We start from the raw sequence: 14,169 nt of genomic DNA, 5'->3' as shown, positions 1-14,169 counted from the left end.
CTCGAAGCCGGCCTGATGGCGCTAACGGAGGCGTTCGGAAATGAGCGCCGTGAGCTGGCGGCCCTCCAGCGTCTCCGGGGCGTGGCCGAACACGTCTTCCACAGCGCGGTTTGCGAATACGATGGTGCCGTCGCTGGCCGCGATGACGACGGCGTCCGTCGTCTGCTGCACGAGGCGTCGAAACACCATATTTTCGACCGCCACGTCGTCGGAGGGAGTGTTGTCCCTTCGGACGGATTTATATCGTGTTCTCTTCGAAAGATATGCTCTTTCTTCTCGTATGTATGTTACTCTCCGACGGAGCCGCGACGGACGAGTGCGACGCGGCGGTTACGGGGTCGGGTCGAAGTAGCGCGCGAGTTCGACACCGAACTCCTCCGCCAGCGCGGCGATCTCGTCACCCGAGAGCACCTCGTACCCGTCCGTCATCGCCTTCTCGACGTGAACCCCCAGCGCGGCGTCGAAGACGGCGTTGCTTTCGAGGTACTCGACGGCGGTCGTGAACTCCCGTTCTCGTTCGACCGCGTAGCGGTCGCCGTCGATGAACGGACCGTAGGCGTCAGAGTCGGCGTACTTCTCGTAGAAGCCACTCGCGTGGGAGCGCACGTGGACGGGAGGTCCGTCGTGGTGCTCGATGGTCGGTCGCTCCGTCACCGCCAGTTCGAAGAAGAGCGCCGCGGTGTCGTCCGCGAATAGCTCTGCCCGCAGGACTTCGAATCCCCGTCGGTCGAGGGCGTCTCCGACGCCCGAGAGCGACTTCTGGAGTTGCGGGTAGAGTTGGTCGTCCACCACGTCCGGTGCGTCGAATCGGATGGCGACAGGCGCTGTTCCGCGTTCGGCGACGGATTCGCGGAGTTCGGCCGGCGAGAGCGGGTCGGGCGAGTCGGGGAAGAAGAGCGATTCGCGCGACTCGGCGAGGAGGTCGCGGGCGTAGTGTTGGAGTCGCGCGAGGTTCTCGGCGGAGAGGACGGCGGCGACGTTGCGCTCCGGATCGGTCGGGTCGATGACCACCAGCGGATCATCGAACGTCGCCCGTCCGTGGTCTTCCGGGTCGAATCGAACGGGCGGATGCCACTCCGCCGCCGCTTCGAGCAAGTCGCGGAAGCCGTCAAATTCGAGGACGAGGAGTTCGGTCAGGTAGCCCGAAAACCCCCGCGTCCGGAGGTCGCTTCCGTACGCGCCGATTCCCTTTAAGAACTGCTTGAACAGCAGCACCTCACGGGCGAGTTCGTCGTCCAATCGCGCTTCGAGATACTGGGTGTGAAACGGAGTGCGGTCGACCGCCGACTGGATGGCCGACGCCGACTCGACGCGGTAGCAGGGGACGAGGTCGATATTGAATCCTTCGAACTCGCCTTTGACGTATGGGTGTTCGGCGAACTCCTCGTGGCCGTCCGGAAGCACCGCGTGGCCGACTTCCAACCCGTAGGATTCCAACGTCGCGCGGTCGATGGCGGGGGGGAATCGAACGAATAGGTCGATGTCCCGGTCGCCGCTGATCCACGTTCCGCGGGCGGTGCTCCCGACTCGTTTCACGTCGGCCTCGACCGGCAAGCGGGCGACCGCTTCCTCGGTTCGCTCCACCAGTGCGTCGGCGACGCGCCGGAGGTGCGCTCGCTCGTCGGCGTCCGGTTCGACCCGCGTTCGAACCGCCGCGATGACGTCCTCGAAGCGTTCCATCACGCGATGGTTTTCCACGAACGCGGGAAAGCGTATCGATGCCGCCGGGGAAAAACGAAAGCCCTATCAAAGAACTCCATCTATGGACGGATGCAGTCAGAAGCCGCCGTAGCTCAGTTGGTAGAGCACCTGGTTGTTACCCAGGTTGTCCCAGGTTCGAGCCCTGGCGGCGGCGCTTCTCGGGTCGTCACGGATTCGAATCGTCGAAACCCGGTACGTTAAAGAGGCGTCACAGATTATCGACTGCCGAGAGGGCCCTTAGCTCAGTCTGGTTAGAGCGCTCGGCTCATAACCGGGTGGTCGTTGGTTCGAATCCGACAGGGCCCATTTCTTCCTGACTCCTGTGAGCACCGCGAGGCGTGTGCGAGCGACCGCGCCAGGAGGAAATAAACGCCGGACTCCTCTATTGTCCTGTGATTCAACACATTCCGACGCTAGTAAAATTACCAACATATCTAAGTAGTTCATTGGCTAGTATTCAACTGGTGGGAGATAATGTCTGAGAATCCAGAAACGACTGGCGAGACGCGCATCACGACTGACCGAGAGACCATTAGAACGTGGGCCGACGAGAGCGGTTGGCAGCCCGCGTACCGAACCGACGCGGAGACGCGGTCGCCGTTCGCCTACTCGCCTGAGCGACACGCCGACGTAGAGGTAGAGGAGGCGGAGTGGGAGGAGTTCCTCGAAACGTTCGACGACGAGGAGATGGCGGTCATCCGGTATCCGGCGACGGACGAGGAGGCGGAACGGTACGAGGTCGTCCCGCGCTCGGAGGTCGCGGAGCGGGCGACGCTCGAAAACGCCGAGGTCGAACAGGCGTTGTTGGACGGCGAGACCGTCAGGAGCGAAATCACGGAGACTCGCATCATCGAGCGCGAAATCGTCGAAACCGAGACCATCGAGAGCGAAGTCGTCGACTCCGAAATCGTCGCCGACCGAATCATCGACACCGAACTCATCCGGCGCGAACTGACCGACACCGAACCCGAGTTCGTCGACGACGACACCCTCGTCCTCGAATTCGACGAGACGCGTCTGGTGCGCCGCGAGGTCGTGGAGCGCAAGCGAATCGAGAGCGAGGTCGTCGACGTCGACGTCGCCGAGCGCGACGTTCTCGAAGAGGACTCGCTCGAAAGCGTGGTCGACATCGAAGGCGTCCAACGAACGCTCCTACAGAGCGACCTCTTCGGCGAAATGCCGGTCAATGAGGCCATCGAAGCGGGGCACATCGAGAGCGAGTTCACGGAAGGCCGGATCATCGAGAGCCTGTTGTTCGAGCGACGACTCGTCGAGGACGAGATCGTCGACCGAGTCGAGAACGTCTACAACTTGACCGAGAGCGAGGTCATCGAGAGTACGACGGCGACCTCCGACCTCGTCGAGAGCGATATCGTCGATGCCGAGTACGTCGAGCGGGAGTTCGGCTCCGAAGTGGTCACGGGGACGACCGAATCAACGGTCGTCGAAGAGACGACCGAGACGGAGATGACGGAGGACGAGACGATGGAGACGGAGACGACCGAAACCGAGACCGCGGAGATGGAAGGAGCGACGGAAACCGAAAGCGAAGCCGTCTCCCTCAACAACCGTGACACTGGGAAGAACGTCGTGAACCGCGACGGCGAGAAGATCGGCATGGTCGCCGAAGTCGAAGGGGACACCATCTACGTCGACCCCAACCCCAGTTTCACCGACCGCGTCAAGGCAGAACTCGGTATCGAGGAGCACGACGAGGACACGTATCCGGTCAGAGCCGACCAGATAGACGAGGTTACTCGTACCGAAGTTCGAATCGCCGGGTAGCCGGCGGTCGAACCGCTGGTCGATTCGGCGCGGCGGCGAGTGGGTGGCCGGGCGACGTTCGACCCCTTCGAAACCCTGTGTCGACGGAACTTGTCGGGAGGGGAGAACTGCCGGGAGACCGAGCCACGAGTCCGACGTTCCCGCTCTACTCCCCGGACGCTGAGCCTTTAAACAGGCCATAAATAAGGCGGTGGCGGTAGAGCGTTCCGGTATGTCTATTCGGGGTCGGTACAATCTCCAGAACGCCCTTCGAGTTCTCAAAGATCCATCTCTAGTTCGCGGGGAAACGCGACGACTGCGCAAGGACGCGCTGCGGGCGAACGCCTACGTCTCTCGGCTGTTGAACGACGAGGAGCGCGTAGACGTGATGGCAGAAGAGTGGGACAACCTCGTCATCCTCGACGCCTGCCGGTACGACATGTTCGCCACGCGGGCGAACTTCGGCGACCGAGTGACGAGCAAGCTCTCGCCGGGGAGCGAGAGTTGGGAGTTCATGCGGGAGAGTTTCGTCGGGCGCGAACTCCACGACACGGTGTACGTCACGTCGAACCCGCACGCCCACAAACTCCCCGACGGCACGTTCCACGCCGTCGTCAACCTGTTAGACGATCACTGGAACGAGGAGTTCCGGACGGTTATGCCCGAGACGATGGTCGAACGGACGCTCACGGCGTTCGAGAAGTATCCGGACAAGCGCATCATCACGCACTTCATGCAGCCGCACTTCCCGTTCATCGGCGAGAAGGGTCGGAAGCTCGGCCACGCGGGCATCGAGATGCAGCTCGACGCGGACGAACACAGCGGCGAGCCGCACCCGTGGAACGCCCTGCTGTACGGCGAGACGACGAACAGGTCGGCGATAATCGAGGCCTACGTCGAGAATCTAGACGTGACGCTCCCGCACGTCGAACGACTGGTCGCGGAACTGCCGGGGAAGTCGGTCGTCACGGCCGACCACGGTAACCTCATCGGCGAGCGAACGTATCCGATACCGATGCGAACCTACGGACATCCCGGCGGACTCCACAAACGCGAACTGATAGAGGTGCCATGGGCCGAAATCGACGCGGACGAGCGACGCGACGTGACGGCGGAGTCGCCGGAGGTGCGCGAGGAGATGACCGACGACGTGATAGAAGACAGGCTGCGAAACCTCGGCTACGCGGAGTGACTACAGCAACGCGAGCTGGGCGATGTAGACGAGACTCAACACGTGATCGTTTGTATCGAGGTCGGCGGGGCCGGTCGCTCTGAACCGATCTGCCTCCGAGAACCCGTACATGTACGACCGGAGGCTCTCGTAGGCCGCTTCGCTCAGCCAGTCCACGTCCTCGTAGTACGAGAGCGCGTTTCCGGTGTTCTCGAATCCGGCTTTCTCGATGAGGAAATCGAGCCACTCGAAGACAATGACCTCGGCACCTTACCGGTTCGGAAGCGCCGTCAGATAGTGTTTCTCTGGAAGCGACCCGGATGCCAGCAGCTTCGTCTGGAGTTTCAGTAGCTCCTCGCGCTGGCCCAGTCGGTAGAGGTCTTCTGCCGTTCGCCCGTCGCCCCCCGCGGAGAGGTTGAGCGCCTCCTCGTCCTCGTCGGCCATCCTGCGAAGCTCGTGCAGGTCGTAGTCTGCGGGATTGGTAGCCATTCTGATGTTTCGAATACAACCCTTTCGTCCTATATAACTCTTGGCACGGCACGATTCTCCAATCCGACCTCAGAAAAACGTCATTTTCGGTTACTCGTCCGACGACCCGCCGCGGACTTTTCGCGCGACGACGACAATACCCAGCAGGCTTCCCAGAATCCCCACCGCGCGAGCGGCCTTTCGACCGCGCGCCAGTCGAGACCGGCTGGACTCGTCTGCCTCGGGTTCGGTCGGTTGTTCGATCGTCTCTTCCGTCACTTCGTCGTCGTCTGACGACGAACGAAGCTTGCGAAAGAGCATGCCGAGGCCGGCGATCACCACCAGACCGAGCACCGGGCCGAGTAGCTTCCCGAGCGACCGTCCTCCGGACGGTTCGGACTCGGACTTCGGCTCCCTACCGGTGGGTACTGCGTCCTCGTCGCTGTACACTCGTTCTTCGACGAGCGCGGGTTTTTCGAGGTTGATTTCGAAGAGCGCCATCACGGTTCCTTCGTTGCCAAACGTCATTATAGCTTCTGGCTTCCCGTCCGTTCGGATCGGTTCGCGGAATTTCGGAGGAGTGGAGACGCTCGTCGTGGAGCGTCGGACGAGGTCTCGAAAGGGCGAATCGACGGGTCAGGGCGAGGCGAACGTTCCGCGAACCGCCTCGTCGAGCGTGTGTCTGGTTTCCGGACTCGCGGCGAGGAGGACACCAATGTAGACGACCCCGCCGAGCGAGACGAGCACCGCGAGGTCGACCCACGACCGGATGGGGAGCGAGGCGTGAGCCGTCGACACGACGACGAACATGACGAGGCTCGCCCCGATTTGGGCGACCATTGGACGCGAGACGGGAACGAACCCCGACACCGTTCGCCGGAGGAACAGGAGGGTACCGAGATACCGGAGCGTCTCCGCGACCAGCGTGGCGACGACGACGCCGATGGGGCCGAATCGTAGCGTGAGCAGGACGCCGAGAACGAGGTTCGCGGCCACCGCGACCGCGGAGAGCCGCATGGCGATATCCGGTCTGTCCAAGCCGTTGACCGCCTGGAGGAGCGGACCGCTCTGCGTGCGGACGACGCGATAACCGGCCAACCCGACCAGCAGGAGGGCGGCTTCCCGATACGCCGGTCCGTACACCGTCACGACGAGCGATTCGGACAGTGCGAGCGCCCCGAAGAAGATGGGAAACGCGAGCACCCCGGCGTAGGCGACGGTGTTCGATACGTCCCGCCCGACGCTCGCACCTTGCGCCCTGCGGGCGCTCACCGCCGCCATCAGTCCGCGCCCTGCCACGTCGGCGACAAACACCGCCGGAAGCGTGAGCTTCCACGCCACCTCGTAGAACCCGGCCGCGGCGGGCGCGAGCAGGAAGCCAAGCAGGAGCACGTCGAGGCGGTCGTATGTCGTCCCCAACGCCGTCGTCGGGATGCTGTACCGAGCGTAGTCGGCGAGGCTCCGGACGAACGCGCCTGACGGGAGTGCGGGCCGAACCCCGACGAACGCGGCCGCGAGGGGGAACGTCAGCGCCGAGGCGGCCGCGAGTCCGTATACCATCCCGGCGGCGGCGACCGTTCCGGCGGTGCTGAGGAGCCAGACGAAGCCGATCTGAAGCGGGAGGGTGAGCACCGACCGAACAGTATCTATCCACGTCGCGGCGCTGATTCGCCCGCGACCTTGGACGAGGCTGTCGACGGTCTCGTACGCCGATTCGGTGGCGAGCAGGAGGACGAGCAGGAGGGGGGCGGCCGCGAGTCTCGTGTACCCCCGGAGGGCGTCTGCGGCGGCGAACACGGCGACACACGCGAGAACGACCCAGCCGGCGTCGAACAGCAGTTGCGCTCCGAACGCGGGCGGCCGGAGCGCGTCGGACTCGGAGAGGCGTTTCTTCGCCGCCAGCGACCAACCGTTCATCGGTCGATCGGCGAGCTTCGCCAGCGCGTACAGCAGGTAGACACCCCCGAACGCGCTCGGGCCGAGCCACCGCGCGAAGATGACCGTCCCGGCGAACCCGATGGCCGCCATCGTGAACTGGGCGACCGTTCCGCCCAGCGTCTCCTTGCTGAGGCTGATGCCCGCCGCTTCGCTCACGCGTAGCCCAAGTCCCGGAGTTGGTTCTCGACGGCCTCCGAGACGGCCACGTCGTTCTCGACCGCTCTCCGTTCGAGTCGGTTCACGAGCGTTTCGATTCGCTCGCGCGGCTTGTCTATTTCGCCTAGTTCGCGGAAGCCATCCGGCGTCTCCCAGCCGTAGTAGCCCGGCGCGACCAGTGCGTGCAGTTCGGCGTCGAGCGGTGCGGTGTCGAAGCCGTCCCCGGCGAGCGACGTTCGGTGGCGGTTCGTCAGGCCATGGTACTCCGCCAGCCAGGACCTTTCGTCCAACCTGCCGAGCAAGCATCGCCCCCGCGATTCGGCGTCGAGGTCGGCGATGTCCAGCATCGTCCCGTGAACGTCGAGTAAGCTCACCGTCTCGTCGCGGGTTCCGTCGAGTCCGTCACCCCAGACGCAGAGCGGGATTCGCGTCACGTCGGGGTACAGCCCGCAGAGGTGCTCCCACGCGTCGTACTCGCCGAGCGCCTCGCCGTGGTCGGCGAGGGTGACGACGTAGTCGAACTCCTCGCGGAGTTCCGCGAAGATGGCGCGGTAGGCGTCGGAGAGGTAGCAGACGCTATCCCGGTACGCTCGCCGAATCCTGTCCGGGTCGGCGTCCGGCGCGTCGAGCGTCGCCCGCAACCCGTTCAGTTCGGGCGGTTCGACCGTCCGGTACTCCTCGGGCGGGGCGTAGGGCGTGTGCGCTTCCATCAGGTTGACGAACAGGAACTCGTCGTCGCCGAAGTCGGTTTCGCGGACGAATCGGAGCGCCTCGGTCGCCCCGTCGTCGCGGGTCGTCCGACCCCAGCCCAGATCGCGGAGTTTGAGCAGCGCGCCGCGTTTGAGCGAGGGGATCGTATCGCTGTCGCCGGCGAGCACGTCGCGTAGGGCGAACAGGTAGCGTTCCGGTCCCATCTCCCGCGTCTCGGCGATGAAGCCGTCCCAGTCGAAGACGTTCTCGGAGAGCGCCCGAAGCCGCCAACTCCCTTCGAACTGGTCGAAGCCGCGGTGGAAGTCGAACGGCCGGGAGACGTTCACGTTCGCGCTGAACGCGCGGGTCGTGTAGCCCGCGTCCCTGAACGACTCGGCGAGCGCCGGTTCCGGACAGTCGAACAGTTGCGCTCCGGCGTAAACGCCGAGTTCGCTCGCGTACTTCCCCGCGAATAGGGAGGCGTGGGCCGGGACGGTCCAGTGGGACGTGGAGTAGGCGTTCTCGAACCGCTGGCCGGGGAGCCAGTCGAATTGCTCGTCGAAGGCGTCCTTTCGTAGGGTGTCGAGGACGACGAGCGCGACCTTCATCGACTCCCCCCGGGGTAGCGTACCCTGTCGATAGCGTCCCAGAACCCCCGTCGCCAGAGCCAGTCGTTGACGCACCCGAGCGTCGTATCCGGGACGATTCGCTCCTCGTAGCGGGTCGGGTACTCGCGTCGCAGGCGCGCCTCCTTCTCGTCGTCGATGCTGGCGCGCGTCCGGTCGGGGTGGGACATCACCAGATTCGGGTCGTAGCGACAGGGGCCGGACTCTTCCATGCGCCACCCGAACTCGGTGTCGTCGCGCCATCCGGCGTACTCGCTCCGAAATCCGCCGGCGGCGAGGGCGGTCTCGCGGTCGAACGCGAGATTACAGCCGACGTACTTCCCTTCGCCGCGGTAGGTTCGTCCCCCCTCGACGCGCCCTTCGACGCAGACGGCATCGTCCGAGAGCGCCTCGTCGGCGCGAGCCACCCACTCCGGCGGAGGGCGACAGTCGTCGTCGGTGAGCGCCACCACGTCGGCGCTCGCGGCCTCGATACCGGCGTTTCGCGCCTCACAGATGTCGAGGCTCGCGTCGTCCACCACCAGCACCTCGAAGTCGCGCGTCGTCTGTTCGCGGAGGTCGGCGACCACCCGGTCGTGGTCGTTCGCCGGGAGGGTCGGAATCACGACCGAGACGCGAGGCTCAGCGGATTCGTACGGTTTCCGTATCATTGTCGACCGCGGAGCGCTTCGAGGCGGCTTCCGCGTGGGTCCTGTTGACGAGGTTCAGAAGGCTATCCGCGAACGTCGTCCTGTCGTACCGTTCGGCGAATCGCCGAATCTCGGCGGCGTCGAAGTCGTGCGGGTCGAATCGGTCGATGGCATCCCGCAGCGACGCGACGGTCGGTTCGAATCGGAGGCCGGTCGTTCCTTCGACGACCTGCTGGCGGGTGTAACCCTCGTTCACGCCGATGAGGGGTTTTCCGGCCGACAGCGCCTCCGCCCCGACGAGGCCGAAATCCTCGTCTTTGGGCGCGTACACGATGGCAGTGGCGCGGGCGACCACGTCCTCGATACGCTCCACGTATCCGCGCATCTCGATGTTGTCGTTCCCTCGGGCCTTCCGTTCGAGTTTCTCGCGTTCCTCGCCGTCGCCCACGACGAGGAGGCGTTCGTCCAAGTCTGTGAACGCATCGATGACGAGATCGATCCGCTTCTCGGGGGCGAGGCGCGACCACGTCACGAAGTAGCCGTCGTCGCCCTCGTCGCGCCACTCGCCGGTCACCGGCGGATAGATGACGGCGGCGTCCCGGTCGTAGTACCGCTGGACGCGGTCGCGGACGAGTTCGCTGTTGGCGACGAATCGGTCGACGTAGTCGTTGGCCTCTTTGTCGAGCGCGCGCCACCCCTTCGCGTACGCCTTCAACGCGAACTGAACGCCGGGGTAATCGAACGCCGAGAGACGCTCGCCGTAGAGGTCGTAGAGCCACCGCGGCGGGCTGTGTGGATAGTGAAGCACCGTCTGCCCGACCTGCGGGACGTAGGACTTCGAGAGAGGGGCGCTCTCGACGAGCACGTCGTACCCCGCCAGTTCGTCGTGGGCGTCCGTCATGTCTAGCGCGACTGACAGCGTCTCCAAGGGGTTCATCCCCTCGTTCTTCCATTCGAGGAACCGCCCGGAGACACCCCGAGTGTACTTCTCCTGTCGTATCGGAACGACTCGAACGTCGTCCGGAAGTTCGACGCCTTCGGCGACGTACATCGTGTACATCGGCGCGTCGAGCACGCGTGCCGCCTCGATGGCGAACTGCTCTCCGCCCCCGATTCCGGGGAATCGGTCGTGCAACACCGCTGCAGAGACGCTTTGTGATTCCTGTCTCATCGGCCCATCCCGTAAGGTCTGACGACCCTACACCGCGTCAAAATATAAATTACAGGTAAGGTTCGAAAGCGATGGGCCACAAATCCCTCGGTGATACGCGCCGGATAACGAAGCATGCCCACGTGCATCATCTGCGGCACCGACGTTGACGTCGAGAGTCCGCAAGAGACCGACTTTCAGGAGACGGAGTTCGCCCCCGCGACGATGGAATACGAGGGCGAGACGTACTACTTCTGCTCGTCGGAGCACGAAACCGAGTTCGAAAACGATCCCGAACAGTACGCCGAGTGAGAGGCGAGTGTTCGGTTCAATAACTCCGAGCGCACTGACTCCGGTGAGTCGGACGAAAACGTCGTCTGGAAGTTCCTATAGACCCTCGTTGGTTAATCGAGAGTCGTCATGGTGTCCTAAAAGCACGAGAGCTGTGGTCGTCTTACCAGAATCACCAAGAGTCCGTAAGCGACCGTCTCGCTCAAGTGACCCTGAACTTTAAACCCTAAGCCGAATCCAAGAGCGGGTGTGAGTCACGCACGCCCGAAACGAGTTCTAGCACGTCCTCGTTCGCCTCTTCCTCGGAAACCACCGGCTCCATTCCGTCGAACACCTCGTGAACCATCGCAACTCCGTCCGAGAGCGTGTCGAGTCCGTACCCGCCTTCGAGGACGAAGGCGGGGGCCGCCCCCGCCTCGTCAGCCGTCTCCCGAACGCGCGCCGTCAGCATGCCGTACCCGTCCGTCGAGACGCGCATCCGCGAGATGGGGTCATGACGGTGGGCGTCGAACCCCGCGCTCACCAGCACTAAGTCCGGGTCGAACGCGGCGAAAGCGGGCGCGACGAGTTCGTCGAAGACGGTGCGGTACTCCGGGTCGCCCGACCCCGCCGGAAGCGGCGCGTTGAGCGTCGCCCCCCTTCCGTCGCCCATCCCCGACTCGTCGATTTCGCCCGTGCCAGGGTAGAGGCCATCTTCGTGTATCGAGGCGTAGAACACGTCTTCATCGTCGTAGAAGATGTCCTGCGTGCCGTTTCCGTGGTGAACGTCCCAGTCAAGGATGGCGACTCGCTCGGCGTCGCCTGCGTCGATGACCAACTGGGCCGCGACGGCGGCGTTGTTGAAGAAGCAGAAACCCATGGCGTCGTCGGCCACGGCGTGATGCCCCGGCGGGCGGCCGAGCGAGAAGGGAGTCTGGCGTCCGTCTTCGCCCGCTAGCGCAGCGTCCGCCGCCCAGCACGCTAGTCCAGCACTTTCGAGCGCGGCGTCCCACGTCTCCTCGACGGCGACCGTGTCGGGATCCCAGTTTCCGCCGCCGCTCGCGCAGAACTCGCGGAACTCGTCGACGTAGCCCGCGTCGTGGACGGCGGTGACCTCGGATTCCGTCGCCGAGTCGGCTTCGACGTACTCGACGCCGTGCTTACGCGTGAGCGCCTTCCGAATCGCGCGGAGGCGATCCGGGTTCTCGGGATGGCGCTTGCCCGTGTCGTGTGCCAAGCAGACTTCGCTGTAGCCGAACTTCATTCGAACAGCCTAAAGTAGGTCTCGATGTCTTCGCCCTTAACCGTTCGCCGGTCTGCGTGGTGTGCGAGTATCGCCGCTGCCGACGCGACATTGTTGGCGTAATCTTCGAGGATGTCCGCCAGCGCGATTCGCGCGTCCATGGCGACGCGATAATCGTCATCGATGTCGAGACGAGCGATGCGGTCGACCGGCGCGACCGGCAGGGTGAGGTTGTCCTTATCGACGACCTGCTGGACGCCGAAATCCTCGGCCATCAGCGTCTTCCGTCTGTCCGCCGTCGCCTGCTTCGCGGCGTCCTCAGCCAAGTCAGCCCCGTGAACTTGGATGCGACGCGCGAGTTCTTCGGCAGCACCCGCACTCACTCGAAGGTCGCCCGCGTTCCGTCGGATGATCGTGTCGACCGGCGCAAACGGAAGCTCAACGCTCATAATCCAACAGCGGGAGGCAGTCGCCCTTAATCTTTCCCTACTGGCGTTCGCGGCAAACGCGTCCGATCGGCTGCGAACCGCCAGTACGAATAAGGAAGTCGGAAGCGAATTTTTCGATACGATGAGTGACCCACACGAACGCGACCGAACGATGGCGAAGGAGAAAGAAGAATCGGAGGAAGCGGAAGGAGAGGAAGAGGTCGAGCAACGACGTGAAGAGGAACTCGAAGACGAGACGAGGGTCGAGAACGACCAAGATCGTGAAGACGCCGCCGCGGACGAGCAGAACGTGGACAACCACCGCGACGAAGAGCCGTTCGAGAGTTAAGCCTCTTGAGCGGTACATTTCAGGCAGTATACGGGTCTGACGGTCGGCTGTTCGAGCGCTAGAACACGTCGTCGGCGTCAAGCGTCCCATCGCGGAGTTCGCCTCGCGCCGTGACCTCTTGGCCGAGGTGGACGTCGGCGTCCGTCTCGACGCTCACCGTTTCTTCGCCGTCGTCCAGCACGACGGGGTTACCGGCCTGCACGACGGTTCCGGTGAACTCAACGTGCTCGCCGTCTCCACCAGTTGCATCTGCCGTGGTCGCGTTGGCGTCCGTCGACGTTGCCGAGGTGGCATCTACCGTCGCGGTCGAGTCGGTGTCTGTCGCCGTGGTCGAACTGGAGTCCGTCGATGTCGTTCCGCCGGAGTCCGCGGTCGTCGATTCGTCTTCGGAGTCGTCGGCGAACGCGTCGAGTCCGGTGGCATCGCTGTCCGTGTCGTCCCTCGCGGTTTCCGTCGGCGAGCTACTGTCGAGGACAGTGACGGTCGATTGCCACCCGGCGGAGCCTTCGATATCGTCCGCCCAGCCGTCCTTAACGTCGATGTCCGCGAACTGGACCTTGTCGCCCGGAGCGAGTTCGCGGTCGGCTTTCTCCCCCCAGAGGGCGACCCGGATGTCTCCCGTCTCGTCCTGCACACGGACGTTCTTCACCTGCCCTTCGGAGCCGTCGTCGCGGTCGAAGGTACGTTTCGGATCCGACGAACGGATCACGCCTGCGATATCCACCGTATCGCCGATCTGGAGATCCTCGATCGGTGTGCTCTCCGGAACGTACTCGATATCTTCCTCAATATCTTCGACCGCCCCCCGATTTCCGACGTGGAGTTCGAGACTTCCGTTGCGTTCGCGCACGTACCCGTCCACGATTTCGACGGAGATGCCCGGATCGAGTTCCTCGGCGATGCCGGCCCGCTCGTCCCAGAGCGTGACCCGAATCCGTCCGGTGTGGTCGCCGACGGTCAGGTTGGCGACCTTGCCCTCCGACCCGTCGTCACGGTCGAAGGTGCGGACAGTGTCCGTATCGAGGAGTTTCGCTCGCACGTTCACATCCGAGAGGCCGAGCGAGAGGTCAGAGATAGCGTAGGTGTCCTGCACTTGCACGTCGATCTCGGTGTCCTCGTCGGGTTCGACTTGGTCGACGCTGACCTCGGTGCCGCTGTAGCCGTCTTTCGGGCGACCCTTAATGCGGAGCACCTGCCCGGGTTCCAGTTCGTCTTCCGCGGCTTTGGCCTGTTCGTCCCAGAGCGAGATGCGGATCGACCCCGTCTCGTCCGCGACATCGACGTTAAGGACGTGGCCGTCCGCGTCTTCTCCGTCGCGCTCGAACGTGCGTAGGTCGCCGACGCTCGTCACTTTGGCGACGAACTTCGCTTCCTCCATGCCGGGTTCGACGTCCGCGACACCGTTCACTTCGTCATCGTCCAGTTCGTGGGCGATTAGCATCGCGGCGGTCTCCTCGTCCGCGAGCCCGCCCATCTGTTCGACTTTTTCCTCGACGGCACCCCGAAACTCCTCCAGAGAGATGTCGGCGTCGAGGTCTCCGTGTACGTCCTCTATAACGCCCATAATCGTACTAAGGTGGTGGGTT

The 14,169-nt window shown here is 64.0% G+C and carries 16 protein-coding genes and 2 tRNA genes; 6 read left to right on the top strand and 12 right to left on the bottom strand.

Going from position 1 to position 14,169, the window contains the following annotated elements:
* Positions 1-21: 21 nt before the first annotated feature.
* Positions 22-189 carry a PAS domain-containing protein gene (locus LIW51_RS01390; protein WP_227375474.1) on the bottom strand — a complete coding sequence of 56 codons (168 nt, stop codon included), beginning with the start codon at positions 187-189 and terminating at the stop codon, positions 22-24.
* 141 nt (positions 190-330) lie between these two features.
* Positions 331-1,680 carry a CCA tRNA nucleotidyltransferase gene (gene cca / locus LIW51_RS01385; protein WP_368411749.1) on the bottom strand — a complete coding sequence of 450 codons (1,350 nt, stop codon included), beginning with the start codon at positions 1,678-1,680 and terminating at the stop codon, positions 331-333.
* A gap of 102 nt (positions 1,681-1,782) precedes the next feature.
* Here cca and LIW51_RS01380 point away from each other — a divergent pair.
* The 4 genes from LIW51_RS01380 to LIW51_RS01365 all read left to right on the top strand — a co-directional run bounded on the left by LIW51_RS01380 (position 1,783) and on the right by LIW51_RS01365 (position 4,657).
* Positions 1,783-1,855, top strand: a tRNA-Asn gene (locus LIW51_RS01380).
* A gap of 77 nt (positions 1,856-1,932) precedes the next feature.
* Positions 1,933-2,007 (top strand) — tRNA-Ile (locus LIW51_RS01375).
* 168 nt (positions 2,008-2,175) lie between these two features.
* Positions 2,176-3,486: a DUF8593 domain-containing protein gene (locus LIW51_RS01370; RefSeq protein ID WP_227375473.1), complete on the top strand. Its 1,311-nt coding sequence runs from the start codon at positions 2,176-2,178 to the stop codon at positions 3,484-3,486.
* 211 nt (positions 3,487-3,697) lie between these two features.
* Complete coding sequence (locus LIW51_RS01365) at positions 3,698-4,657, top strand: hypothetical protein (protein ID WP_227375472.1); 960 nt, start codon at positions 3,698-3,700, stop codon at positions 4,655-4,657.
* On the opposite strand, the gene LIW51_RS01360 is transcribed toward LIW51_RS01365, so the two are convergent.
* From LIW51_RS01360 to LIW51_RS01330, 7 genes are all read right to left on the bottom strand, one after another.
* Positions 4,658-4,894 carry a FlaD/FlaE family flagellar protein gene (locus LIW51_RS01360; protein WP_227376700.1) on the bottom strand — a complete coding sequence of 79 codons (237 nt, stop codon included), beginning with the start codon at positions 4,892-4,894 and terminating at the stop codon, positions 4,658-4,660. It lies immediately after the preceding gene.
* A 12-nt stretch (positions 4,895-4,906) separates the two neighbouring features.
* Entirely contained in the window at positions 4,907-5,125 is a 219-nt protein-coding gene (locus LIW51_RS01355) for a hypothetical protein (RefSeq protein ID WP_227375471.1), read from the bottom strand.
* Between the two features lie 90 nt (positions 5,126-5,215).
* Entirely contained in the window at positions 5,216-5,632 is a 417-nt protein-coding gene (locus LIW51_RS01350) for a hypothetical protein (RefSeq protein ID WP_227375470.1), read from the bottom strand.
* A gap of 108 nt (positions 5,633-5,740) precedes the next feature.
* A complete protein-coding gene (locus LIW51_RS01345; protein WP_227375469.1) occupies positions 5,741-7,198 on the bottom strand; it encodes an oligosaccharide flippase family protein in 1,458 nt (485 codons plus the stop codon).
* Positions 7,195-8,496, bottom strand: a complete 1,302-nt coding sequence (locus LIW51_RS01340; protein ID WP_227375468.1) for a sulfatase-like hydrolase/transferase — start codon at positions 8,494-8,496, stop codon at positions 7,195-7,197. The genes LIW51_RS01345 and LIW51_RS01340 overlap by 4 nt, the downstream gene beginning before the upstream one ends.
* Entirely contained in the window at positions 8,493-9,164 is a 672-nt protein-coding gene (locus LIW51_RS01335; protein ID WP_227375467.1) for a glycosyltransferase family 2 protein, read from the bottom strand. Before LIW51_RS01335 ends, LIW51_RS01340 begins: the two co-directional genes overlap by 4 nt.
* Positions 9,136-10,314, bottom strand: coding sequence for a glycosyltransferase (locus tag LIW51_RS01330; protein WP_227375466.1), 1,179 nt, complete (start codon positions 10,312-10,314; stop codon positions 9,136-9,138). The genes LIW51_RS01335 and LIW51_RS01330 overlap by 29 nt, the downstream gene beginning before the upstream one ends.
* 114 nt (positions 10,315-10,428) lie before the next feature.
* Between LIW51_RS01330 and LIW51_RS01325 the strand changes: the two genes are divergently transcribed.
* Positions 10,429-10,605, top strand: a complete 177-nt coding sequence (locus LIW51_RS01325) for a YHS domain-containing protein (RefSeq protein ID WP_227375465.1) — start codon at positions 10,429-10,431, stop codon at positions 10,603-10,605.
* A 205-nt stretch (positions 10,606-10,810) separates the two neighbouring features.
* Here the strand turns inward: LIW51_RS01325 and LIW51_RS01320 are convergent, their stop codons facing one another.
* The gene (locus LIW51_RS01320; RefSeq protein ID WP_227375464.1) at positions 10,811-11,827 is read right to left on the bottom strand and encodes a histone deacetylase family protein; all 1,017 of its coding nucleotides are present in this window, start codon (positions 11,825-11,827) and stop codon (positions 10,811-10,813) included.
* Positions 11,824-12,255, bottom strand: coding sequence for a histone (locus LIW51_RS01315; protein ID WP_227375463.1), 432 nt, complete (start codon positions 12,253-12,255; stop codon positions 11,824-11,826). Before LIW51_RS01315 ends, LIW51_RS01320 begins: the two co-directional genes overlap by 4 nt.
* A gap of 121 nt (positions 12,256-12,376) precedes the next feature.
* Between LIW51_RS01315 and LIW51_RS01310 the strand changes: the two genes are divergently transcribed.
* Positions 12,377-12,583: a hypothetical protein gene (locus LIW51_RS01310; RefSeq protein ID WP_227375462.1), complete on the top strand. Its 207-nt coding sequence runs from the start codon at positions 12,377-12,379 to the stop codon at positions 12,581-12,583.
* A 58-nt stretch (positions 12,584-12,641) separates the two neighbouring features.
* Here the strand turns inward: LIW51_RS01310 and LIW51_RS01305 are convergent, their stop codons facing one another.
* Positions 12,642-14,147: a single-stranded DNA binding protein gene (locus LIW51_RS01305; protein WP_227375461.1), complete on the bottom strand. Its 1,506-nt coding sequence runs from the start codon at positions 14,145-14,147 to the stop codon at positions 12,642-12,644.
* Positions 14,148-14,169 lie beyond the last annotated feature (22 nt).

Origin of the sequence: Haladaptatus halobius (assembly GCF_020618475.1) — an archaeon.
GTDB classification, from domain to species: Archaea; Halobacteriota; Halobacteria; order Halobacteriales; family Haladaptataceae; genus Haladaptatus; species Haladaptatus halobius.
This window is presented reverse-complemented; position numbering and strand designations above follow the sequence as displayed.

Excerpts from the sequence above, each read along its gene's own strand:
- LIW51_RS01390 (WP_227375474.1), bottom strand. The coding sequence starts at position 189 with ATGGTGTTTCGACGCCTCGTGCAGCAGACGACGGACGCCGTCGTCATC.
- LIW51_RS01340 (WP_227375468.1), bottom strand. The coding sequence starts at position 8,496 with ATGAAGGTCGCGCTCGTCGTCCTCGACACCCTACGAAAGGACGCCTTC.
- LIW51_RS01305 (WP_227375461.1), bottom strand. The coding sequence starts at position 14,147 with ATGGGCGTTATAGAGGACGTACACGGAGACCTCGACGCCGACATCTCT.
- LIW51_RS01355 (WP_227375471.1), bottom strand. The coding sequence starts at position 5,125 with ATGGCTACCAATCCCGCAGACTACGACCTGCACGAGCTTCGCAGGATG.
- cca (WP_368411749.1), bottom strand. The coding sequence starts at position 1,680 with ATGGAACGCTTCGAGGACGTCATCGCGGCGGTTCGAACGCGGGTCGAA.
- LIW51_RS01335 (WP_227375467.1), bottom strand. The coding sequence starts at position 9,164 with ATGATACGGAAACCGTACGAATCCGCTGAGCCTCGCGTCTCGGTCGTG.
- LIW51_RS01320 (WP_227375464.1), bottom strand. The coding sequence starts at position 11,827 with ATGAAGTTCGGCTACAGCGAAGTCTGCTTGGCACACGACACGGGCAAG.
- LIW51_RS01365 (WP_227375472.1), top strand. The coding sequence starts at position 3,698 with ATGTCTATTCGGGGTCGGTACAATCTCCAGAACGCCCTTCGAGTTCTC.
- LIW51_RS01310 (WP_227375462.1), top strand. The coding sequence starts at position 12,377 with ATGAGTGACCCACACGAACGCGACCGAACGATGGCGAAGGAGAAAGAA.
- LIW51_RS01350 (WP_227375470.1), bottom strand. The coding sequence starts at position 5,632 with ATGACGTTTGGCAACGAAGGAACCGTGATGGCGCTCTTCGAAATCAAC.
- LIW51_RS01330 (WP_227375466.1), bottom strand. The coding sequence starts at position 10,314 with ATGAGACAGGAATCACAAAGCGTCTCTGCAGCGGTGTTGCACGACCGA.
- LIW51_RS01315 (WP_227375463.1), bottom strand. The coding sequence starts at position 12,255 with ATGAGCGTTGAGCTTCCGTTTGCGCCGGTCGACACGATCATCCGACGG.
- LIW51_RS01325 (WP_227375465.1), top strand. The coding sequence starts at position 10,429 with ATGCCCACGTGCATCATCTGCGGCACCGACGTTGACGTCGAGAGTCCG.
- LIW51_RS01370 (WP_227375473.1), top strand. The coding sequence starts at position 2,176 with ATGTCTGAGAATCCAGAAACGACTGGCGAGACGCGCATCACGACTGAC.